At 52.0% G+C, this 15,710-nt stretch carries 20 protein-coding genes; 7 read left to right on the top strand and 13 right to left on the bottom strand.

Annotated features, from left to right (window positions below):
• Positions 1–6: 6 nt before the first annotated feature.
• Positions 7–384, bottom strand: a complete 378-nt coding sequence (gene traJ, locus GHO41_RS10385; RefSeq protein ID WP_153433495.1) for a conjugal transfer transcriptional regulator TraJ — start codon at positions 382–384, stop codon at positions 7–9.
• Between the two features lie 333 nt (positions 385–717).
• On the opposite strand from traJ, the gene GHO41_RS10380 reads away from it, so the two are divergent.
• The 3 genes from GHO41_RS10380 to GHO41_RS10370 are packed head-to-tail and all read left to right on the top strand — an operon-like array spanning position 718 to position 2,293.
• Positions 718–1,128 carry a TraK family protein gene (locus GHO41_RS10380; RefSeq protein ID WP_120266792.1) on the top strand — a complete coding sequence of 137 codons (411 nt, stop codon included), beginning with the start codon at positions 718–720 and terminating at the stop codon, positions 1,126–1,128.
• A complete protein-coding gene (locus GHO41_RS10375) occupies positions 1,128–1,856 on the top strand; it encodes a conjugal transfer protein TraL (protein WP_153433494.1) in 729 nt (242 codons plus the stop codon). The genes GHO41_RS10380 and GHO41_RS10375 overlap by 1 nt, the downstream gene beginning before the upstream one ends.
• On the top strand, positions 1,856–2,293 hold the full coding sequence (locus tag GHO41_RS10370) for a conjugal transfer protein TraM (protein ID WP_153433493.1): 438 nt from the start codon (positions 1,856–1,858) through the stop codon (positions 2,291–2,293). The genes GHO41_RS10375 and GHO41_RS10370 overlap by 1 nt, the downstream gene beginning before the upstream one ends.
• A 61-nt stretch (positions 2,294–2,354) precedes the next feature.
• Here the strand turns inward: GHO41_RS10370 and GHO41_RS10365 are convergent, their stop codons facing one another.
• Both GHO41_RS10365 and GHO41_RS10360 read right to left on the bottom strand, forming a co-directional pair.
• Positions 2,355–2,993, bottom strand: a complete 639-nt coding sequence (locus GHO41_RS10365) for an IncP plasmid survival protein KfrC family protein (protein WP_153433492.1) — start codon at positions 2,991–2,993, stop codon at positions 2,355–2,357.
• A 27-nt stretch (positions 2,994–3,020) separates the two neighbouring features.
• Positions 3,021–3,374 (bottom strand): KfrB domain-containing protein, encoded by a 354-nt coding sequence (locus GHO41_RS10360; RefSeq protein ID WP_153433491.1) that lies wholly within the window; start codon positions 3,372–3,374, stop codon positions 3,021–3,023.
• A 362-nt stretch (positions 3,375–3,736) separates the two neighbouring features.
• Between GHO41_RS10360 and GHO41_RS10355 the strand changes: the two genes are divergently transcribed.
• Entirely contained in the window at positions 3,737–4,267 is a 531-nt protein-coding gene (locus GHO41_RS10355) for a PBECR2 nuclease fold domain-containing protein (RefSeq protein ID WP_153433490.1), read from the top strand.
• A 321-nt stretch (positions 4,268–4,588) separates the two neighbouring features.
• Here GHO41_RS10355 and GHO41_RS10350 read toward each other — a convergent pair whose 3' ends face one another.
• The 7 genes from GHO41_RS10350 to GHO41_RS10320 form a co-directional block, all read right to left on the bottom strand.
• Complete coding sequence (locus tag GHO41_RS10350; protein WP_153433489.1) at positions 4,589–5,638, bottom strand: ParB/RepB/Spo0J family partition protein; 1,050 nt, start codon at positions 5,636–5,638, stop codon at positions 4,589–4,591.
• A complete protein-coding gene (locus GHO41_RS10345) occupies positions 5,635–6,405 on the bottom strand; it encodes a ParA family protein (protein WP_238939195.1) in 771 nt (256 codons plus the stop codon). The genes GHO41_RS10350 and GHO41_RS10345 overlap by 4 nt, the downstream gene beginning before the upstream one ends.
• Before the next feature lie 2 nt (positions 6,406–6,407).
• Positions 6,408–6,710, bottom strand: coding sequence for a TrfB-related DNA-binding protein (locus GHO41_RS10340; protein WP_120266786.1), 303 nt, complete (start codon positions 6,708–6,710; stop codon positions 6,408–6,410).
• Between the two features lie 176 nt (positions 6,711–6,886).
• On the bottom strand, positions 6,887–7,222 hold the full coding sequence (gene kleE, locus GHO41_RS10335) for a KleE stable inheritance protein (RefSeq protein ID WP_153433488.1): 336 nt from the start codon (positions 7,220–7,222) through the stop codon (positions 6,887–6,889).
• Positions 7,223–7,333: 111 nt separating this feature from the next.
• Positions 7,334–7,597 carry a stable inheritance protein KleA gene (gene kleA / locus GHO41_RS10330; RefSeq protein ID WP_153433487.1) on the bottom strand — a complete coding sequence of 88 codons (264 nt, stop codon included), beginning with the start codon at positions 7,595–7,597 and terminating at the stop codon, positions 7,334–7,336.
• 1,008 nt (positions 7,598–8,605) lie between these two features.
• Complete coding sequence (locus GHO41_RS10325) at positions 8,606–9,040, bottom strand: antirestriction protein (protein WP_153433486.1); 435 nt, start codon at positions 9,038–9,040, stop codon at positions 8,606–8,608.
• Positions 9,041–9,125: 85 nt separating this feature from the next.
• Entirely contained in the window at positions 9,126–9,467 is a 342-nt protein-coding gene (locus tag GHO41_RS10320) for a hypothetical protein (protein ID WP_120266782.1), read from the bottom strand.
• A 449-nt stretch (positions 9,468–9,916) separates the two neighbouring features.
• On the opposite strand from GHO41_RS10320, the gene GHO41_RS10315 reads away from it, so the two are divergent.
• The 3 genes from GHO41_RS10315 to GHO41_RS10305 are packed head-to-tail and all read left to right on the top strand — an operon-like array spanning position 9,917 to position 11,962.
• The gene (locus tag GHO41_RS10315; protein WP_153335808.1) at positions 9,917–10,477 is read left to right on the top strand and encodes a deoxynucleoside kinase; all 561 of its coding nucleotides are present in this window, start codon (positions 9,917–9,919) and stop codon (positions 10,475–10,477) included.
• Positions 10,474–11,463 carry a radical SAM protein gene (locus tag GHO41_RS10310; RefSeq protein ID WP_153433485.1) on the top strand — a complete coding sequence of 330 codons (990 nt, stop codon included), beginning with the start codon at positions 10,474–10,476 and terminating at the stop codon, positions 11,461–11,463. The genes GHO41_RS10315 and GHO41_RS10310 overlap by 4 nt, the downstream gene beginning before the upstream one ends.
• The gene (locus GHO41_RS10305; protein WP_153433484.1) at positions 11,450–11,962 is read left to right on the top strand and encodes a hypothetical protein; all 513 of its coding nucleotides are present in this window, start codon (positions 11,450–11,452) and stop codon (positions 11,960–11,962) included. Before GHO41_RS10310 ends, GHO41_RS10305 begins: the two co-directional genes overlap by 14 nt.
• 213 nt (positions 11,963–12,175) lie before the next feature.
• On the opposite strand, the gene GHO41_RS10300 is transcribed toward GHO41_RS10305, so the two are convergent.
• The 3 genes from GHO41_RS10300 to GHO41_RS10290 all read right to left on the bottom strand — a co-directional run bounded on the left by GHO41_RS10300 (position 12,176) and on the right by GHO41_RS10290 (position 15,099).
• Entirely contained in the window at positions 12,176–13,312 is a 1,137-nt protein-coding gene (locus GHO41_RS10300; protein WP_178126490.1) for a PP2C family serine/threonine-protein phosphatase, read from the bottom strand.
• 41 nt (positions 13,313–13,353) lie between these two features.
• Positions 13,354–14,355, bottom strand: a complete 1,002-nt coding sequence (locus GHO41_RS10295; RefSeq protein ID WP_218577009.1) for a hypothetical protein — start codon at positions 14,353–14,355, stop codon at positions 13,354–13,356.
• A gap of 78 nt (positions 14,356–14,433) precedes the next feature.
• Positions 14,434–15,099, bottom strand: a complete 666-nt coding sequence (locus GHO41_RS10290; RefSeq protein WP_153335804.1) for a VWA domain-containing protein — start codon at positions 15,097–15,099, stop codon at positions 14,434–14,436.
• Between the last annotated feature and the right edge of the window lie 611 nt (positions 15,100–15,710).

The following is a 15,710-nucleotide window of genomic DNA, read 5'->3' as shown; positions in this document are numbered from 1 at the left end:
AAAAATTCATATCCGGCGCACCGTCTCAAGCATGGCTGCTTGGGTGTCTTCCAGACGTTTCAATAACGCGCGAACCGTGCCCTGCGTCCAGGCGTTACCGACAACGGCCAATTTCTTGTCGTCAGTCAGCCACAACTTGAGCAAGCCACCGAGTCGGCCAAGGTCGGCATTCACTTTTGCCAGCTCGGCTACAAGCTGGCTATCAAGCGTGCTTTTGATTTCGTAGCCCGCTCCGACGCGCAGCAGGTAGGTCGAAACCGTCAGTCCGACCGCTTGCGCATTCGCTGTTATTTGATCCCTCTCGCTCGGCAGGCAATACACCTTCAAAGGTGGGCTGCCTTTCCGCGTCACGGCCTTTTGATCTGATGGTTGTTGCTTTGGCATTTGCTTCTCGCTTCTCGCTTCTGTCGGCGGTAGCCGGCGCCTCGCAGAGCAAGACACCCCGTTGAGCACGAAGTGCGAATAAGGGGAAGTGAAGGAGGAGCCGCCCGTTTACGGGTGGGCCTACTTCACCTGTCTTGCCCGGCTTATCGCCGTTGATACTCCAAAACAATACCATGCACGGCGCCGTTCTCGTACCGTTTTTTTCGGTATAAACGATGTTTTCCGCTCGCAATCGAGCGCAAAGCACGGTAAAACAACGGTGTGTGACAGAAAGGAACGGCAGAATTATGGAAAAACAACGGTAAAAGAACGCTAGAGGAACGCGAAAAGACTATGGCTAAGAATCTGTCAGAGCGGATCGCTGACCGGATGCGCAATAAGAAAGCCACGGTAGGAGCGCAGAACCGGGGGGCTTTTCTCGCGCTGAAAGGCGAGATTATTCAGGCCCTTGATGACCGATGGCCGATCAAGACGATATGGGAAACGCTACATGAGGAAGGAAAGGTGACGTTCAGTTACCAGGCTTTCCGTAACTATGTGAACAGCTTGATCCTGGAATCCAAGCAAGGCGCGGCACCGAAAGCTCTAGCCGAGGAAGCACGCCCTGGAAGCCAGGCCAGCAACGAGAAAGAGACTGTGCCGGCCACTCCGCGCACTCCTGCAGCGAAAGCAAATCCAGTCAAACCACCGGCACCGACTGGCTTTAACTTCGATGCAAAACCTAACAAAGAGGACTATCTGTAATGGCAAAAATCCACATGATGCTCCAGGGCAAAGGCGGTGTAGGCAAGTCGTTTGGCTGCTCGGCCTTGGCGCAGTTTTACTCGTTCAGTAACCGCGAAGTGACGTGCATTGACACCGACCCTGTGAATGCGACGTTTTCCGGTTATGAGGCGCTTAACGTGCAGCGCCTTGAAATCATGAACGATCAGAAGCAAATTAACCCTCGGAACTTCGATAATCTGATCGAGACAATCGCCACGACTGACCGTGACATCATTATTGATAACGGCTCGTCTTCCTTCGTACCACTGACCCACTACCTCATCAGTAACCAGGTGCCAGCGCTGATAAAGGATATGGGGCACGACCTCATCATTCACACGGTCGTTACTGGCGGGCAGGCTCTATTTGATACGGTTTCCGGCCTTGGCCAACTTGCGAGCCAGTTCCCTCAAGAAGCTGAGTTTGTTGTTTGGCTCAATCCGTTTTGGGGGGCAATTGAGCATGAAGGTAAGCCCTTTGAGCAAATGAAGGCTTATAAGGACAACAAGGCGCGCATCACCTCTATTGTCCACGTCCCAAACCTTGACCCTGACACGTTCGGTCAAGACCTCAGCAGAACGCTCCAGGATCGCGTCACCTTTGACCAGGCACTGGCAAACCCTGAACTCACGGTTATGAACCGCCAACGCCTGAAATTGATCCGCACCCAGCTGTTCGGCCAACTGGAGACTGCGGGGGTACTCTGATGGCCGACGACCTGGAAAGCCTCCGGCAAGAAATCTTTCGCGTCCACGGCATTTCTGTAGGCAAGGATGATCCGATCATGATCCTGTTCACTCTGAACAACCGGCTTTTGGCCGAGGGTGCAAAGGCTCAAGAGGAACAGCTCGAACAGTTCAAAAGCGAGCTGGAAGGGATTGCCTACCAGTGGGGTAATGACGCAAAGGAAAAGGCTGAGCGCATCCTGAACGCCTCCCTGACGGCCAGCAAGGAAGCTATGGCAAGTCTCATGAAGGCAAGCGCGAGCGAGGCTGCAAAGGCCATGCAAGCCGAATTCGACAAGGCATTGCGCAGGGCAGAGGCTCCAGCGCAAAGTGCACGAAACCTGGTTGTTCTCAACGTCGCAGCGTCCGTGATAACTCTGGCCGCTGCGCTCCTGGTTGTCTGGTCTTCTCTGCACTAGCTGGCCAGTGGCCAGATACAAAAACGCCGGCCCTTGGGCCGGCGTTTTTTTTGACTTCCCGTCAACTGACCGAGCGATTCAAATTGAGTGATTGAGTCTGGCCCCGCCCTACCGTTGCAGACTGCTCACGCTCGACCTTTATCCGCTTTTCTTGATCCTTCTTGCGCATGAGGGCTTCATGGGCGCGCTGCGCTGCGCGCATTTCATCCCAACCCTCAGCCAACTCCGGTTCAGCATGGCGCAGCTTTCTGGCCGCCAGTTCCTCTACGCGGGGGCCGTGAAGCCCCATGCCGTCTTTGATGTCTCTCACGCCTTCAAGGCGCCCATGAAGGCGCTGTAAAAGCGCTTGCTGCTGCTGGATCTGACACTGCCAGTTCGCCCTGGTGCTGGGCATCGACAGGATGCCTGGCTGCTTGGCCTCGATCTGATGGAGCTTTGCTTCCTGCTGCTCAATGACTCCTTCCAAACGAACCTCGACGCGCTCCACCTGGTCGTGCTTGGCCTCCACCTGGGCCTCCAGGGCGGCCGCGTATTGAGACTCCAAAGGTGATGCCTCTAACAGCGCCTGTTGCTCGCCATGGGCGTCTTCTGCTTGCTGTTGCAGGGCGTTAGCCTCTGAAACTACTGTTCCTACCGATCTGGCTGGAACGTCCGACAGGGGCTTTACGGGCTTATGCGACTTGTCGTTAACAGCATTCATAAGGACACTCCATTTTAGCGGCTAAAATTAGCGCTTCACCCCCCTGCTCTGCGTTTGCGTCGGGGTATCCACCTGAGCGCGACCGGATTCCGCGCTGTAGGTGATGATTTTTGCGCTACCAATTTCAGGTACTTTATCGAAATCTGAGCGCTTATGCTGCACAAAATCGCGTCCGCTCTGTTGGTAAATACTTTCCTTGTTAGCGTGTAGGATCACGCCACTGTGCGCAGCCGTTTTGTCGGCCTGCTGGGACAAGTAAATGTTGTAAATGGCCGGCTTCAACGCTCCGGCTTTCTCCACATTCACTGTTTCCCACTTACCAGGCGCTTTCTCATCCTGAACGAGCTTCTGTCCATTCATCACAAGTAGGCGCTGCTTCATTAATTGCTCCGTTAACCGCTGCTTAGCGATAACTAAAAAAGTGTGTCGGGGCCAGCGGCCCCGAATCCTCCGATTTTTATATCGTTGGAATCATTCTAGCCACTCTTTATTCGATAAATATGATTTATTTACAGGGCATTAATGCCGCAAGTCATTATTGTGCATAGGTTTTTTTGACTTTTGACGGCGGAAATTTGGCAGGTGGATTTTTCGATCCCTATTCCCCCCTGGAATCTCAGCAGCTTTCTGAGGCCTGCGAGTCCTCATAAGGTGTGTTTATTGGGCTCGGCGCTGTGCACCACGTCTATTTTTAGACGTGTCACAATAGTGGCCTAGCCATCGGACACAGCTGAGCATCACGTTTGAGCACGGACACTCTCCTACCCAAGATTTCTGAAGTAAAAGGCCAACCCACGTGGGTTGATAGCAATCTTCCCGACCTGCGTACCTTGGAACGTGAGCTGCGTACACACGCCCTTGAGGAAGTCACTGCGGCGACCACCCATGAAGACGCCATCGAGGTGACAGCTCAGCACCTGGGATTCATTGACCCTGCGATCTTGTCCATAACCGTCGAGACGCCTATGGGTGATGTGACGATCCTGCGCAGCAGCATCTATCACATCGTCGAAAAACGACTGGATGCCCGTGAGCGCTACGTGAGATTGGCTTTAGATACGCTCACAGGGCCGCTGGAAGTCTGGAAAGTGGCCTTCACGGACGGCACTGACCGTCTGGCTTTCATCGGTGCGTATGAGTCGAAGCGGCAGATGCTAGTAAGCGTTGTGTTCTTCGAGGGCCAGATGCTCTGGAACTTTATGCACACGGACGCCAAATCGCTCAACAAGCATCGTCATGGCGAGCTGCTGTACAAGCGCTACATGCTTTTTTGAGAGCAAAGAAAAAGGGCTACTGGTGACAGTAGCCCTCGAATTTGAAGCTTGATATTCATATACACACCCTCAAGCAGGGGTGTGGAGGTCTCACCCTACGCCGATGTTCAGCCATCGCCGGGGTTCCTACGCCAGTCATTGCCGCTGAAGGCCACTGGTTTCGCGCTCACTTGCAATCATATACAAGGTGACACTTGTGTCAACCAAATTTGATGAATGCCCGTTATTTTACGGGGGGTTCCGTGACCTTGAATGCCCCCCAATGATGTCTTTTCAGCTCTACGAAAAGTGCAGCGCGCGCCAGGCGCGCGCCTTAAATGTTTAGCCTTCGACCAGGGCAACCATTTTTGCAGTAGTAAGATCAGCCTCAAATTCCTCGCCGCTGATCTCGTTCTTGAACCAGGCCAGGCCGGTTTCAGTTGGTCGCTTGGTCTGGATCAGTCGGCAAAGGTCGCCGTTGATTTCGACCTGGACAATAGCCTTCTTGATCTTGGTAGGGTCTGCTTCTTTCGGCGGCTTCTTCCCGCCATCGCCGGCCCCTTCCTCTCCGCCTTCATCGCCTTCATCGCCTTCATCGCCTTCATTCTCGGCGTCTGTCTTGCCGTTGAATGCGTCGATGGTATGAGGGTCGCGCTCGGTCCCCTCATCCAGAAACTCCCGCAACAGCTTGACGGAACCGCGTGTGATTTCCTGGTTCTCGTCTGCCAGCCAGTCGGCTACCTCTTGAGGCTTGTCCTTGTGGGCAGTTAGCAGCTCGTTCACCAGGGTAATGTCAGCGATACGGCCGCTATCGAATGCCTGAGCGATTACAGGGGGCAAATTGAGTAAGGCTGCGTGTTGCGTGATGTATGCCGGCGACTTGCCCCAGCGTTTGGCAATCTCGCCTTTTTTCATGCCTGACGCCAAACGCTGCTCAATGAGCTTGGCTATTTCTCGCGCCGTGTGACCCTCGCGCTGGATGTTCGCCACCACCTGGTCATCAGGCACAAAGTCGTTGTCCACGATTGCACGGATGGTCGTCTTATGTGCCCATTTGGAGCCGCGATAGCGCCGCGCTCCATCGTTGATGATGTAGTGCCCTGGCTTGTCCGGGTTCTCCCGCACCGAAATGGGTTGCTTCACACCGCGAGCTTTAATGGTCGCACCGATTTCGGCAATCATTTCAGGACGAAAGCCTGGGTTGTCTTCCAGCCGCGGCTGATGGGGATCTTCGTCAATCAGAGCAAGGTCCAGCTCCTTCAGAGCGCTTTCCTCGGAGGCCGCCTGAGTCTTCAGGAGGCCCGAAAGTTTCATACCACCCAACCCCATTCCACCAGGCTTCTTCGGCGTCACAGCGGCTTCCTGGGGCTTCTTCTCGGTATTGGCGCTCATTGGATAACCTCCATCTTTTCAAACACGTACTGAGTCATTGCACAAATCTCTTTTGTCGCATCACGCGCAGCGGTTTTCTTGATTTCCCACACAGGAATTTGATTACCCAATGCCTCAGCGATGCTGTCACGTTGGCGGATGTCAAAAGGCATTACCAAGTCGGCATAGGCCTCGCGCAAGATCGCCATGTTTTCAACGTGACGCGGAATCTTGACGTTGTAGCGGTTCGGCAGCATTCCGAGGAATTGCAGGGCCGGGTTTGCTTCGCGCAGGTTCTGAATGACGGCCACCATTTTTTCCATGCCCTGCAGGCTGTATGGCTCCAGCTCCACCGGAGACATAACAAAATCAGCGCTCAACAGTGCCGATGCCATTACGTTGCTGAGGAATGGCGGCGTGTCGATCAGGCAAACATCGAAATACTGCGAAAGCGCCTCAACATGGGTGCGCAACAGCGTTGCAGCATCTTCCAGGTCAAGCTTTTCAATGTTGGCCAAGCGATCATCATTGTGAATCAGGGTGATACCCGAATTATCGCGGTCGGCAAAAAATGACAACACAAGGTCTGGCGAATCATCAAACATCTGGCTAGCGAACAGGCCGCACGCATGGGCCTCTAGGGTGTAGCTCGCGTTGCCCTGTGGATCGAGGTCGATCACAGCCACCCGCAAGCCACGGCGCGCACCATCGAACGCTAGGTGGCAGGTCGTCATGGTCTTCCCTTGCCCCCCCTTCTGAATCGCATTTGCCAGTGTCTTCATTTTCATTTTTAGGATTCCGTTTTTTTGTGTGCCTGTTCCCACTTCTTCACAATGAACGCCTGGTGCGCTGGCAGAATCGCCGTTACCCGCTCGTACCCGCTCGGGACTGCACTCTGCTCCTGGAACGCTGACCACACTCGCCGTACTGCCTGCGAGATTGCCCCCGCCGTCAACTTCAACTCCTGCGCGTAGTGCGCTTGAGGTTTGCCCAATACCAAAACCCCGTGCGCTATCTCCAGCGTCTGAGGCGATACATTCAGATCTTTGGTTGTTTCCGCAAACTGGGCCTCGGTCATGGTTTTTTTGGTCATGGATCATACCCATAATTAGCTCCGCACCTGGCAAGTTGATCAAAGCGGTGTCCGCCGCTGCATGCCGATAAGTTTAGCTAAACTATAGTGTGCGGTCAATGATTTTAGCCGCTAAAATCCATTTATTTAGCTAAATAAAAGGCCCCGTAGGGCCTTCATTCAAATCACGTATTGAGCTATTTAACGCCTTTTGGCTTGAACACCGACACAAAGAAGGTGAGCGCAACCAGGGCTGCGAAGTGCAGGGCAAATGTCCATCCTGCGTGGCTGCCTGGAGTGTCCCAGTGCCAAAGCATCAACACTCCTTGAAATACTACGTCGAGAGCCAGTATCCAGCGTAGAACCGGCCAAACGAGCGCGACAACAACCCACAAAACCTTAACGGCCCCCGAGAAAGCCTTTTTAGTCGCACCAGGCCCGCTAGGCGCTTTTAGGGGTGCCGACTCAGGAACAGCATTAAGGGCCTCTTGGGCGCCTTCGCTACCTGGAAACTTGTATACGTTGTTAGCCATAACTTGACCCCTCCCATGCGATTGCATGAACATGCTACCTGCAAGCACCTGGCTTGGGCTTGATGTGTCCGCATCGGGTCAAGTGCCCCGGAGCAATCCGGGGCGCTTCAATCACCGTGGCGGATAAGCCAGGCTTTTTGCCTTCTCTACAGCTTCCGCTGAAAACTTCCCTTTGGCGTCACCTTCCAAGCTGCAAGCCGACAGGTTAGCTCGCTCTCTTAGCTGTTCCGCTTGGCGGGTCAGCAGTTGAGCCTTGCGCGTTGCTTCTGCCGCCTGGCGAGTCAACTCCAGAATGGTGTCTCGGCGCTGTTGCAGGTCTGTGGTTACAACCCCTGGCAGTAAATCAATCAAAGGCATAATACGCTGCTGATTCATCGGGTTCCGACTCCGGTCATTGACCTGGGCAAATTGCCTGGCCTTGAATTGCATTATAGGTCTTAAAGACCTATTTTCCCATATTTATTTAGCTAAATATCGGATTTTAGCCGCTAAAATTCTTATTTCTGGTGTCCAATCCATATGCGCTCTATGCCCGCCATATCGGCCAAAATGGCCCACGCGGCATAGGGAATAGGTGCATCGCCGCCAGTCCAGCGGCGGATTTGTCTGCCACCATGAATGCCTAACAGTTTTGCAGCGTCGGCCCCACTAAGACCTCTTGGCGGATCAATTCGCAAAAGTATTTCCCGAACTTCTTCCGGGGTAGGCTGCTCCCAACCAGCCGCTGGCCGGAAACACTCCGGCCTAATGTCAAACCTGACAGTATCTGTCATTCGCTGTCTCTCTTTTCTGTTCTGGTGTCCATCCGGGCTTTTGCCCTGGCCTGGTTGAGTCTTGTCTTTGCCGATTCAGCCCATTTCCGAACCTGGAACGCCTGGTGTGCAGGCAACACGGCATCGACCAACACAAAACCTGGGGGAATGCTCACGTCTAATTTAGACAGTTCCCTATCCAGTATCTCAAGAATGCTTAGGTCATAGGAAATATGAGCCTCATGCAATTCCATCGTGTGCCTACAGGCATTAAGTGGACTGCCGGAATAGCAAACCATCAGGTCATAATCCCCCACTTCATCCAGCCCCCGGCGCTAGAGGTCGTCGTACTTCGCGATGGATCGAACAAGCGTTGCGCGGTATGTCTGTACTCGTTTTTCTAACTTCAACTTTCGCTTAATTGGCTCGCTCGTCAGACTGTCTAAATCAGCGCTAGAGTAGGGCACTGTACCCGCTGGTCGCGGCCCTACATCCTTTCCCCACGAGTACTGCGCCAGTAACTGCGCTATCGCCTCCTTGTCGGCTTCGTTGCGTACCTGGCTGGCCTTTTCGTTGAATGTCATTGGTCTGTCCCAGTAGAAAAAGCCCGGTGGTTAACCGGGCCTTTTGATCAGTCAATGGCGGTCAAAATGGCCTGCGCTTCCCCGTGCTCCAGCGCGAATTCTCGCAACTTGTGGTAAAGGTCAATGAACAGATCTGACTCGTTTTCAGGGATGCGTGCCGCCAAAAGACGGCCCAATACGAAAAGCATCAGCGTGACCCCCGCAGCCTCTGCACTCATGCGCTCGGAGCAATAATTATCTGCGATCACCACATGCTGCTCTTTGTCAGTGTCCAGCGCTGCAAAAAAGCCGCCGTTACTGAGGGTGTAAAAATTCCAGTACCCGCCCTGGTAGTTCTGCACGAAACGATCGGCATGGACGTACAGCAGGTTTTCACCGGCCATGAAGTATTTGCCGAAGTAGGTAGGGAAGAAGTCGAGGCGGTCAGCATCTGCAACGATGGTGGAGGTAACGGGGGTGCTTTCTTGATCTTGAATAGTCATCGGTTTGTTCCGGTATTGACCTGAGCTACATGCCCGGCCTTCAGGAACAAGTATAGGTCTTAAAGCCCTATACCGTCAAACTGTTTTAGTGGATTCTGTCGTTCTGCGAGTAGTTTTCGCAGGGACTTACTACCCTCAAAATAGGCCGCTGCGAAGGCTTAGCATCCTTCGCCTGGAGCTGCGCCAGACGCTCTACAGACGCCGCCAGCCGATCTTTAAGGGCCTGGACTGCGCTAGTCCACTGATCCAAATCGTAAGCGGTGGCACGCTTGCAGGAGAGCAAGGCACTCTCATCCAATACGCGATTGGCGACTTCTTGCCAGCCCTGAACCTCACGCACTCCAACGCAAGCATGGTAGTGACTGTTTGCCAGGCGAAAAAGGCGATCAGTTTCAGTGCGCAGAACAGCAACTTTGACAGTATTCATCGGATGAACTCCGGTAAATGACCTGGGCAAACTGCCCGGCCTCTATGTATTATTATAGGTCTTTAAGCCCTATTTAGCAAGTAACTTTCGTGACTAATTACTAACACTTGGGGGGCTTTCCGGCACTTCCCTTTGGTGTCCAACCTGCCTTGCACTCTCGAATGAGAACGAAAATACTGTCCATTTTTTGAATGGCTAAGGGTCATATGGGGGAGGCCGCAGAATTCGGAAAAAATCTTAAGTGCGTTCCCTGTTCCGGTGCTCCCTATTCGCGGTTTTGGAGCAATGGACGCGGTAAAAATTGCTCATTCATAGCTGACGAGGTGCAGAGAACTGTCAGAATTTCAAGACAAGATGCCTATTTTTTATAGTGTAAATGGCGTCGATAAAATTTACAGGCTTCCATAAACTCTACCTCCAAGTACTCAGGCAAGGCAGAAAAATAGGTTATGGAAAATATTTTTATTACCATTGAAGGAATAGATGGTGCCGGAAAGTCAACAATTGTCAGCATGCTCGCAGAAAAAATGCTCGCAGCCTATATAAAGACGCCGGCAGAGCGTTTTTCCGATATGCGACAGCGAATTGAAAGTCATGGATCCATTGAAGAAAAATACGCGTTTTATCTCTACTCTTTAGAGCAACAACAAGATGAAATTAAGTCCCTATTAGAAAAACAATCCGTTATCTGCGATCGGTATATCCACTCCACCATCGCCTATCAGTGGCCCGATACAAAACCACTGCCAACAGACATTCATAATTTATTTCCTGAGCTGATCTGGCCGCATCGCTCAATTCTACTGACAGTGAATAAAGACGTAGCTCGTGAGCGCATTGCTTGGCGAGAGAAAAAAACTGGCGTCGTCACCGCTACGGATCATAACTGGCTCTTGCTGGATAAGGCGCACCATCGGTTTCTGTCCATGCCCGATCTTATCCAGATTGATACCAGTGAAAAAACGCAAGAGCAAGTATGTGATCAGATATTGTCGGAGTTGATGGAATGATCCGCCTTAGCTTCGCAAGGATGATGAGCGCCGCTCAGTGGTGGAAAGAAAACAATGGGTTAATGCAGGTTGAGGTTGCGGCTCTTGAGCCCCTTCTCTGGCGAGAGGACGGATTGCGAATTGGCCACGTTGTCGCAGCACTAAAGGAGATGGGCTTTCGTGTTTCGATGACCAGCAATGGAAGCTTGCTGTCGCAACATGCAGAGAGCCTTAGAGAGGCTGGTTTGGATCTCTTGCGTCTGAGCTGGCACTCCATGTCGCCGGATATCTATCGAAAGATAACCGGCGGCGGGAGTCTTGAAAAGCTAGTTGAAGGTATTCGCGCTGGCATTGGCTGTTCACTGAACATGTCACTCAATCGAGTGCTATTGAGAGGTTATACTGATGATCTGTACGAGCAGATAGACTTCGTGGACCAACATCAGTTAAGACTGAAATTATTGGATCTCTACTGGACAGCCGAATCAGCGACTGAATACGAGAAATACTATATTTCTCCTGAGGAAGCTTTGAGCGAATCTGCTATTCCTGGTTATCTAGAATTGATGCAAGACGACAGGCAGCAGCGTGGCCGCTCAAGAATGCGGTACCTGACACCGCGTCGTGGTTTGGTCGAGTACAAGTTGAAATCGACGGCAAAGAAAGACAACGACGTATGCAGCTTTTGCACGAAAAAATCGAACTGCCTTGAGGGTTATGGAGATTATTTCAGAGTTTTCCCGGAAGGACGGTCCTCATTGTGCTATTTGCGGCAAGACCTAGCTTACAGTACCTACGATAAAGACACCTTTTTCATCCCTGACAGCGAACCATGGGGGCGGGAAATGCGAAAAACTGTCGAATCTATCCCTTTGCGCCTAGTTCTAGAAGGTCGCTGCAACTTTAATTGTGGGTTTCCTGACTCCTCTTCATCTTGGTGCTTGAAACAAGGCAAAGGATACCAATTCCCAGATCGTAGTGGAGTGATCAAGTTTGAACACCAATAAGGAAAAACTGGAGATTTTCCAGAATATAAAAGAAAAACTGCTGAGCATGCTGAGCGCTGCGCAGGAGTCTGTACGCTTTTCGCAAAGTGAAGCAAACTTTCATATTGGTGCTATGCAAAGCCGTTACGACACCTTCAAGGAAGAGGCCCAGTACCTAGCTACAGCCCAAAAAATTAGATCCTTCAAGTTAGAAGAAAACATCAGGGATTGCGAAAAGCTGATAGAGCGTCTGTCAAGCAATACGCTGGTATTCAGCGCTGTCGAGCCCGGCGCTCTGGTGGTTATAGGAGACGATAATCAGCCAGGAGTAGAGAGATGCTTTCTCATTGTTCCAGCTTGCGCGGGTGATAAAATTTCTATCGGGGGAAAGCAGGTACTATGCGTCACACCTGACGCGCCAGTGATCAAACCCTTTATCGGTCTAGTGAAGGGTGACTACCCGGATATTATCGAGTGTGACAGGCCCTTAGATAGTTCCTATATTGATAGCATCTACTAGCCGTCCGGTTTTTAGGCTGAACGAGCCCTGGCAGATATCTTGGCCGTTAGTTTCATGGGGAAGATATCAAACAGACGAATTTAGCCGAACACGACACGTGTCTATTACTTGGAAAAGTTCTAAGCACTGATCAAGTAGCTGCAGATGTTGCTAAGTACGAATGCAATTACACAGATAATCCCGCCCATTACAGTGGGCGGGCGTGAGCGTCAATCATTCGTCATAGCTGAATCCACACGCGAGTAACGCCAGACTACAGTCATCTCCTGTCGTACCTTTGGTGAAGGTGTCTGAATAAAGGCGCTGAGTAAGTGTACGGCGATTGAGTTTATCCTCACGCAATGTTTGTAGCCATTGGCTGACCTGCGCCGCAACCATCGAGCCATCTTGGGCAACCAGTCGATCTGCTGCACCATCACTCATGACGCCGAGTCCACTAATATTGTCGCTTACTAGGGTGCCTATCTGGACATCCTCGGGTCGCAAGTGATTGTCAATAAAGGTAGTAAGGTTGGCAAACTCACCCTTACCCACGGTACCTAGCGTTCTTAACTCGGGCGACAGGGACGGGAGTGCCTGCGCTTTATCCGCCGGCTGATGACATATTTTTTCCACTACCAATGCGCCGTCACCAATTTTCAGCCATAGCACATGGTGCGAGCCTACCAGTGCAAGCAACAGGGTGCAGCGGAAGTCATTTTGCGGGCGACGGTGGCTGACAGCCAGGTCGTCCAGCAATCCTTTGGCATGCTTGACCAGCATTAGGGCAAACCGGTGGGTGGCCTCTGCGTCAACCTTCCCAGGCTGATCTAGCAGTGCTGCCACTTGCTGCTCCAGTGTATTGATGAGACGCGCAATCCCGGTCACAACCGCCAAGGATCCAATCTCCGACACGGGTGAACTGCCTGCGCCGTCTGCCACGAGCACTAGCGGGCGAGGCTGTACCAATGCCAATGCGGCATCCTGGCATGGCAGTGGCGGATTAGCGGTACGGTGCGCAAGTCCAACAACTGCTTCATATTGCGCATGCCAGACTCCATTAGTGGCGCAATAACGCACAGCTAATTCGGGTTCAATAACCTGTATAGGCTCGGGTTCAACCGGTGATAAAGGATTTTCCTGATCCTCAACTTGTATCTGCGAAGGCTCTGGGTTCAGCCCATCAGGTTCGACCGGGAGCTTATTTTCCGTTAAGGGGGAGCTCTCGATATGGCTATCAGCCGTTTTTTTCAGGCTAAGTTTTTGTCGTTCTGTTGCCGCTGGCTGCATCGACTGTTCGTGTGTTTTCGGTTGACCGCGCTGACTAACCTTGATCTGCTGGATGGGCGCCTGTGATGCTTTATCCGTCATTTGGAATACCTGAAATAGTTTCTCTAAAAACCTGCGCCAGTTCATGCGGACAGGTTTTGCCCGGTCGTGCTTCCACGATATGTTTTAGCTTTCGGCGCAGCAGGCAGAATAGCTACTTCATGCCAGCCTTTATCTATTTCCTTGGCATACAGCGTCAAGGCTTCTAGCCAGTCGTTGAGAGATGCCCTTTTGTCTGGATAATCCGCACCATCGGTAAAGGTTGCGATAAAGAGTGATTTAAGCCGGTGAGGCATATGACTCCAGATGTTGTACCAAGGTCCCTTCGGAACTCCCTTGTTGCCGATACCATAAGCAAAATTTCCGTTGCAAAGGTTCTGCACTGGGTCATCACCGCCTACGATGTCATAGGGATGACGCCCCAGCATTAGGCATTTGAATAGAATAATGGCCAGCGAAAAAGCTTCGCTTTGTGATGTGCGTACGATCTGACTGAATTCACGATTCTGCTGTTCTTTCGGGGTCATGTCGGCGCTACCGACCGGGCACGGATAATGGATCCCCTGAACGCTGATTTGGTAACTGTCACAGTCAATCAGCGTGACGTGATCGTTGTCCGGGTTGCATAGGATGTTCTGCATGTTGTAATCACCCAGCATTACCCCTTTCTGATGTAGGTTCTGCACCTGTGAGACTAGGTTGATGAGGTAGTCGACCAGGCGGCGTCGGTCCAGGTTCGGAAAATTCTTTTTGTACAACACTGCGTGGGAGAGTTTGAACATGGGCAGGCCTTTGGCGCGGTACATGCTGTAACCAATCCAGTTGTTATTATCGTCAAATACCGAAAACAACGGCCAGCTCAGGTGACTCTCCTTTTGCAGCGCAGACATTCCACGCATGGCTTCCACCTTAAGCTTCAGGGTGGAACCGCGCTTTTGCAAATCGGCGGCGTGATACCACTTGATCAGCACATCAGGGCGTTCCGCTAGCGGATAAATTTCACCTTCGCCTCCACGAGCTAGCAAGCTACCGAGCATCTTTGGACTGCGATGTGGATCAAAAACGAACTGATTACTATGCCCCACGAATCCTTACCTCTTCGTCAAAAAATTAAGCAAAACTGAGTCCGGGCATGGCCAGATCGTCATGAGTGGCGGCACGTACTAGATGCTTGCCCAACTGTCCATCGGCGGCAGATCGATAGAGGAAGAGGTGGACGCCGAAGCAGATACCCGGCTCATACTGGCCGACAACCATTCGAAGAACTGGGCGAATTTCAGTCCATCTAGTTTTATGGCAGGACGAGAGGAAAATTCCCCCAGAATCTGAAGATCGGCACCTTCAACACCTATTGTTAAAGACACTAGCTTGCGCTGCGCGGAAAGATTCTTAGCTCTCCGAGCTGCAGCCTGCCAGGCATCATTGGGTGCGCCGTCGCTGATGATCACCAGCCAGGGCTGATAATAGGCAACACCGTTATTACGGTATTGCGCTTTGCGCTGCTCCAGCATATCCAAGGCCTTATCAACGGCGGATCCCAGTGGGGTCATACCGCCAGCAGAGAATGTTGCGCAGCTTTCAATGTTCATAGCTGTTGTAAAGGGAAGTACTTCAGTCACATTACCGCCAGCGGTTAAAACCGCTACCTCAACCGAGCAGTCGGCTACCTCATCATCGTGCAATGACTGCAAAAATAGCTTGAAACCCGCGTTCAACTGCTCAATTGGTGCTCCTCCCATGGATGCGGATGTATCTAGCACTACCATGCAAGCGCATCGGGATGAAGGGTTTTCGATCAGATCATCGGTGATAGCGAGGTTATACGACATTTTGATTTTCTCCTTGATGTAGAAATTCTTCTTTCTGGCTAAACGTTACGATCAGCCTTTGCGGTCCTTGAATCATTCGAGGAATGAACCTGATTATTAAGCACTTTTTTGCCCGGTCGATACCAGTTCGCCAGCATCTAACCAGAATCCCTGATCATAGGCCAAGGGTCGCGTCATCGGAATGCTCTACTGGGCCTCGATACAGAATTATCAAGGCCCGTGGCTTGGGTACGAGTCATTATTTGGCAGCATGTCTGCGGCAAAAATCAGTAGGGCAGTGAGGGGCCAATACACCTGGCCAGCCCTCCATCAGTCACCAACAACCTAAACAGCCTGACACTTGGGGGGCCAATTCGATCCGCTCTGTCAGTACCAGGTCAACAGCTCGGCACTGATCTGCATTAATCCCTACTGACACTTGGGGGGCTTTTTGATTAGGACGCACACACGGCCAGCACCTGGTCAACTCCAGCAAGCCCCGGCCGGCAGGATCTGCATCAACAATCGCTTAACACTTGGGGGGCTTTTTGACCTGGACGCACACACGGCCAGCACCTGGTCAACTCCAGCAAGCCCCGGCCGGCAGGATCTGCATCAACAATCGCTTAACA

The sequence above is a fragment of the Pseudomonas sp. FSL R10-0399 genome (genome assembly GCF_009600165.1).
In the GTDB taxonomy this organism is placed as follows: Bacteria; Pseudomonadota; Gammaproteobacteria; order Pseudomonadales; family Pseudomonadaceae; genus Aquipseudomonas; species Aquipseudomonas helleri.
The sequence above is the reverse complement of the archived record's forward strand: the minus strand, read 5'-3'. Positions and strand labels throughout refer to the sequence as shown.

Excerpts from the sequence above, each read along its gene's own strand:
- traJ (WP_153433495.1), bottom strand. The coding sequence starts at position 384 with ATGCCAAAGCAACAACCATCAGATCAAAAGGCCGTGACGCGGAAAGGC.
- GHO41_RS10380 (WP_120266792.1), top strand. The coding sequence starts at position 718 with ATGGCTAAGAATCTGTCAGAGCGGATCGCTGACCGGATGCGCAATAAG.
- GHO41_RS10375 (WP_153433494.1), top strand. The coding sequence starts at position 1,128 with ATGGCAAAAATCCACATGATGCTCCAGGGCAAAGGCGGTGTAGGCAAG.
- GHO41_RS10370 (WP_153433493.1), top strand. The coding sequence starts at position 1,856 with ATGGCCGACGACCTGGAAAGCCTCCGGCAAGAAATCTTTCGCGTCCAC.
- GHO41_RS10365 (WP_153433492.1), bottom strand. The coding sequence starts at position 2,993 with ATGAATGCTGTTAACGACAAGTCGCATAAGCCCGTAAAGCCCCTGTCG.
- GHO41_RS10360 (WP_153433491.1), bottom strand. The coding sequence starts at position 3,374 with ATGAAGCAGCGCCTACTTGTGATGAATGGACAGAAGCTCGTTCAGGAT.
- GHO41_RS10350 (WP_153433489.1), bottom strand. The coding sequence starts at position 5,638 with ATGAGCGCCAATACCGAGAAGAAGCCCCAGGAAGCCGCTGTGACGCCG.
- GHO41_RS10345 (WP_238939195.1), bottom strand. The coding sequence starts at position 6,405 with ATGAAAATGAAGACACTGGCAAATGCGATTCAGAAGGGGGGGCAAGGG.
- GHO41_RS10340 (WP_120266786.1), bottom strand. The coding sequence starts at position 6,710 with ATGACCAAAAAAACCATGACCGAGGCCCAGTTTGCGGAAACAACCAAA.
- kleE (WP_153433488.1), bottom strand. The coding sequence starts at position 7,222 with ATGGCTAACAACGTATACAAGTTTCCAGGTAGCGAAGGCGCCCAAGAG.
- kleA (WP_153433487.1), bottom strand. The coding sequence starts at position 7,597 with ATGAATCAGCAGCGTATTATGCCTTTGATTGATTTACTGCCAGGGGTT.
- GHO41_RS10325 (WP_153433486.1), bottom strand. The coding sequence starts at position 9,040 with ATGACTATTCAAGATCAAGAAAGCACCCCCGTTACCTCCACCATCGTT.
- GHO41_RS10320 (WP_120266782.1), bottom strand. The coding sequence starts at position 9,467 with ATGAATACTGTCAAAGTTGCTGTTCTGCGCACTGAAACTGATCGCCTT.
- GHO41_RS10315 (WP_153335808.1), top strand. The coding sequence starts at position 9,917 with ATGGAAAATATTTTTATTACCATTGAAGGAATAGATGGTGCCGGAAAG.
- GHO41_RS10310 (WP_153433485.1), top strand. The coding sequence starts at position 10,474 with ATGATCCGCCTTAGCTTCGCAAGGATGATGAGCGCCGCTCAGTGGTGG.
- GHO41_RS10300 (WP_178126490.1), bottom strand. The coding sequence starts at position 13,312 with ATGACGGATAAAGCATCACAGGCGCCCATCCAGCAGATCAAGGTTAGT.
- GHO41_RS10290 (WP_153335804.1), bottom strand. The coding sequence starts at position 15,099 with ATGTCGTATAACCTCGCTATCACCGATGATCTGATCGAAAACCCTTCA.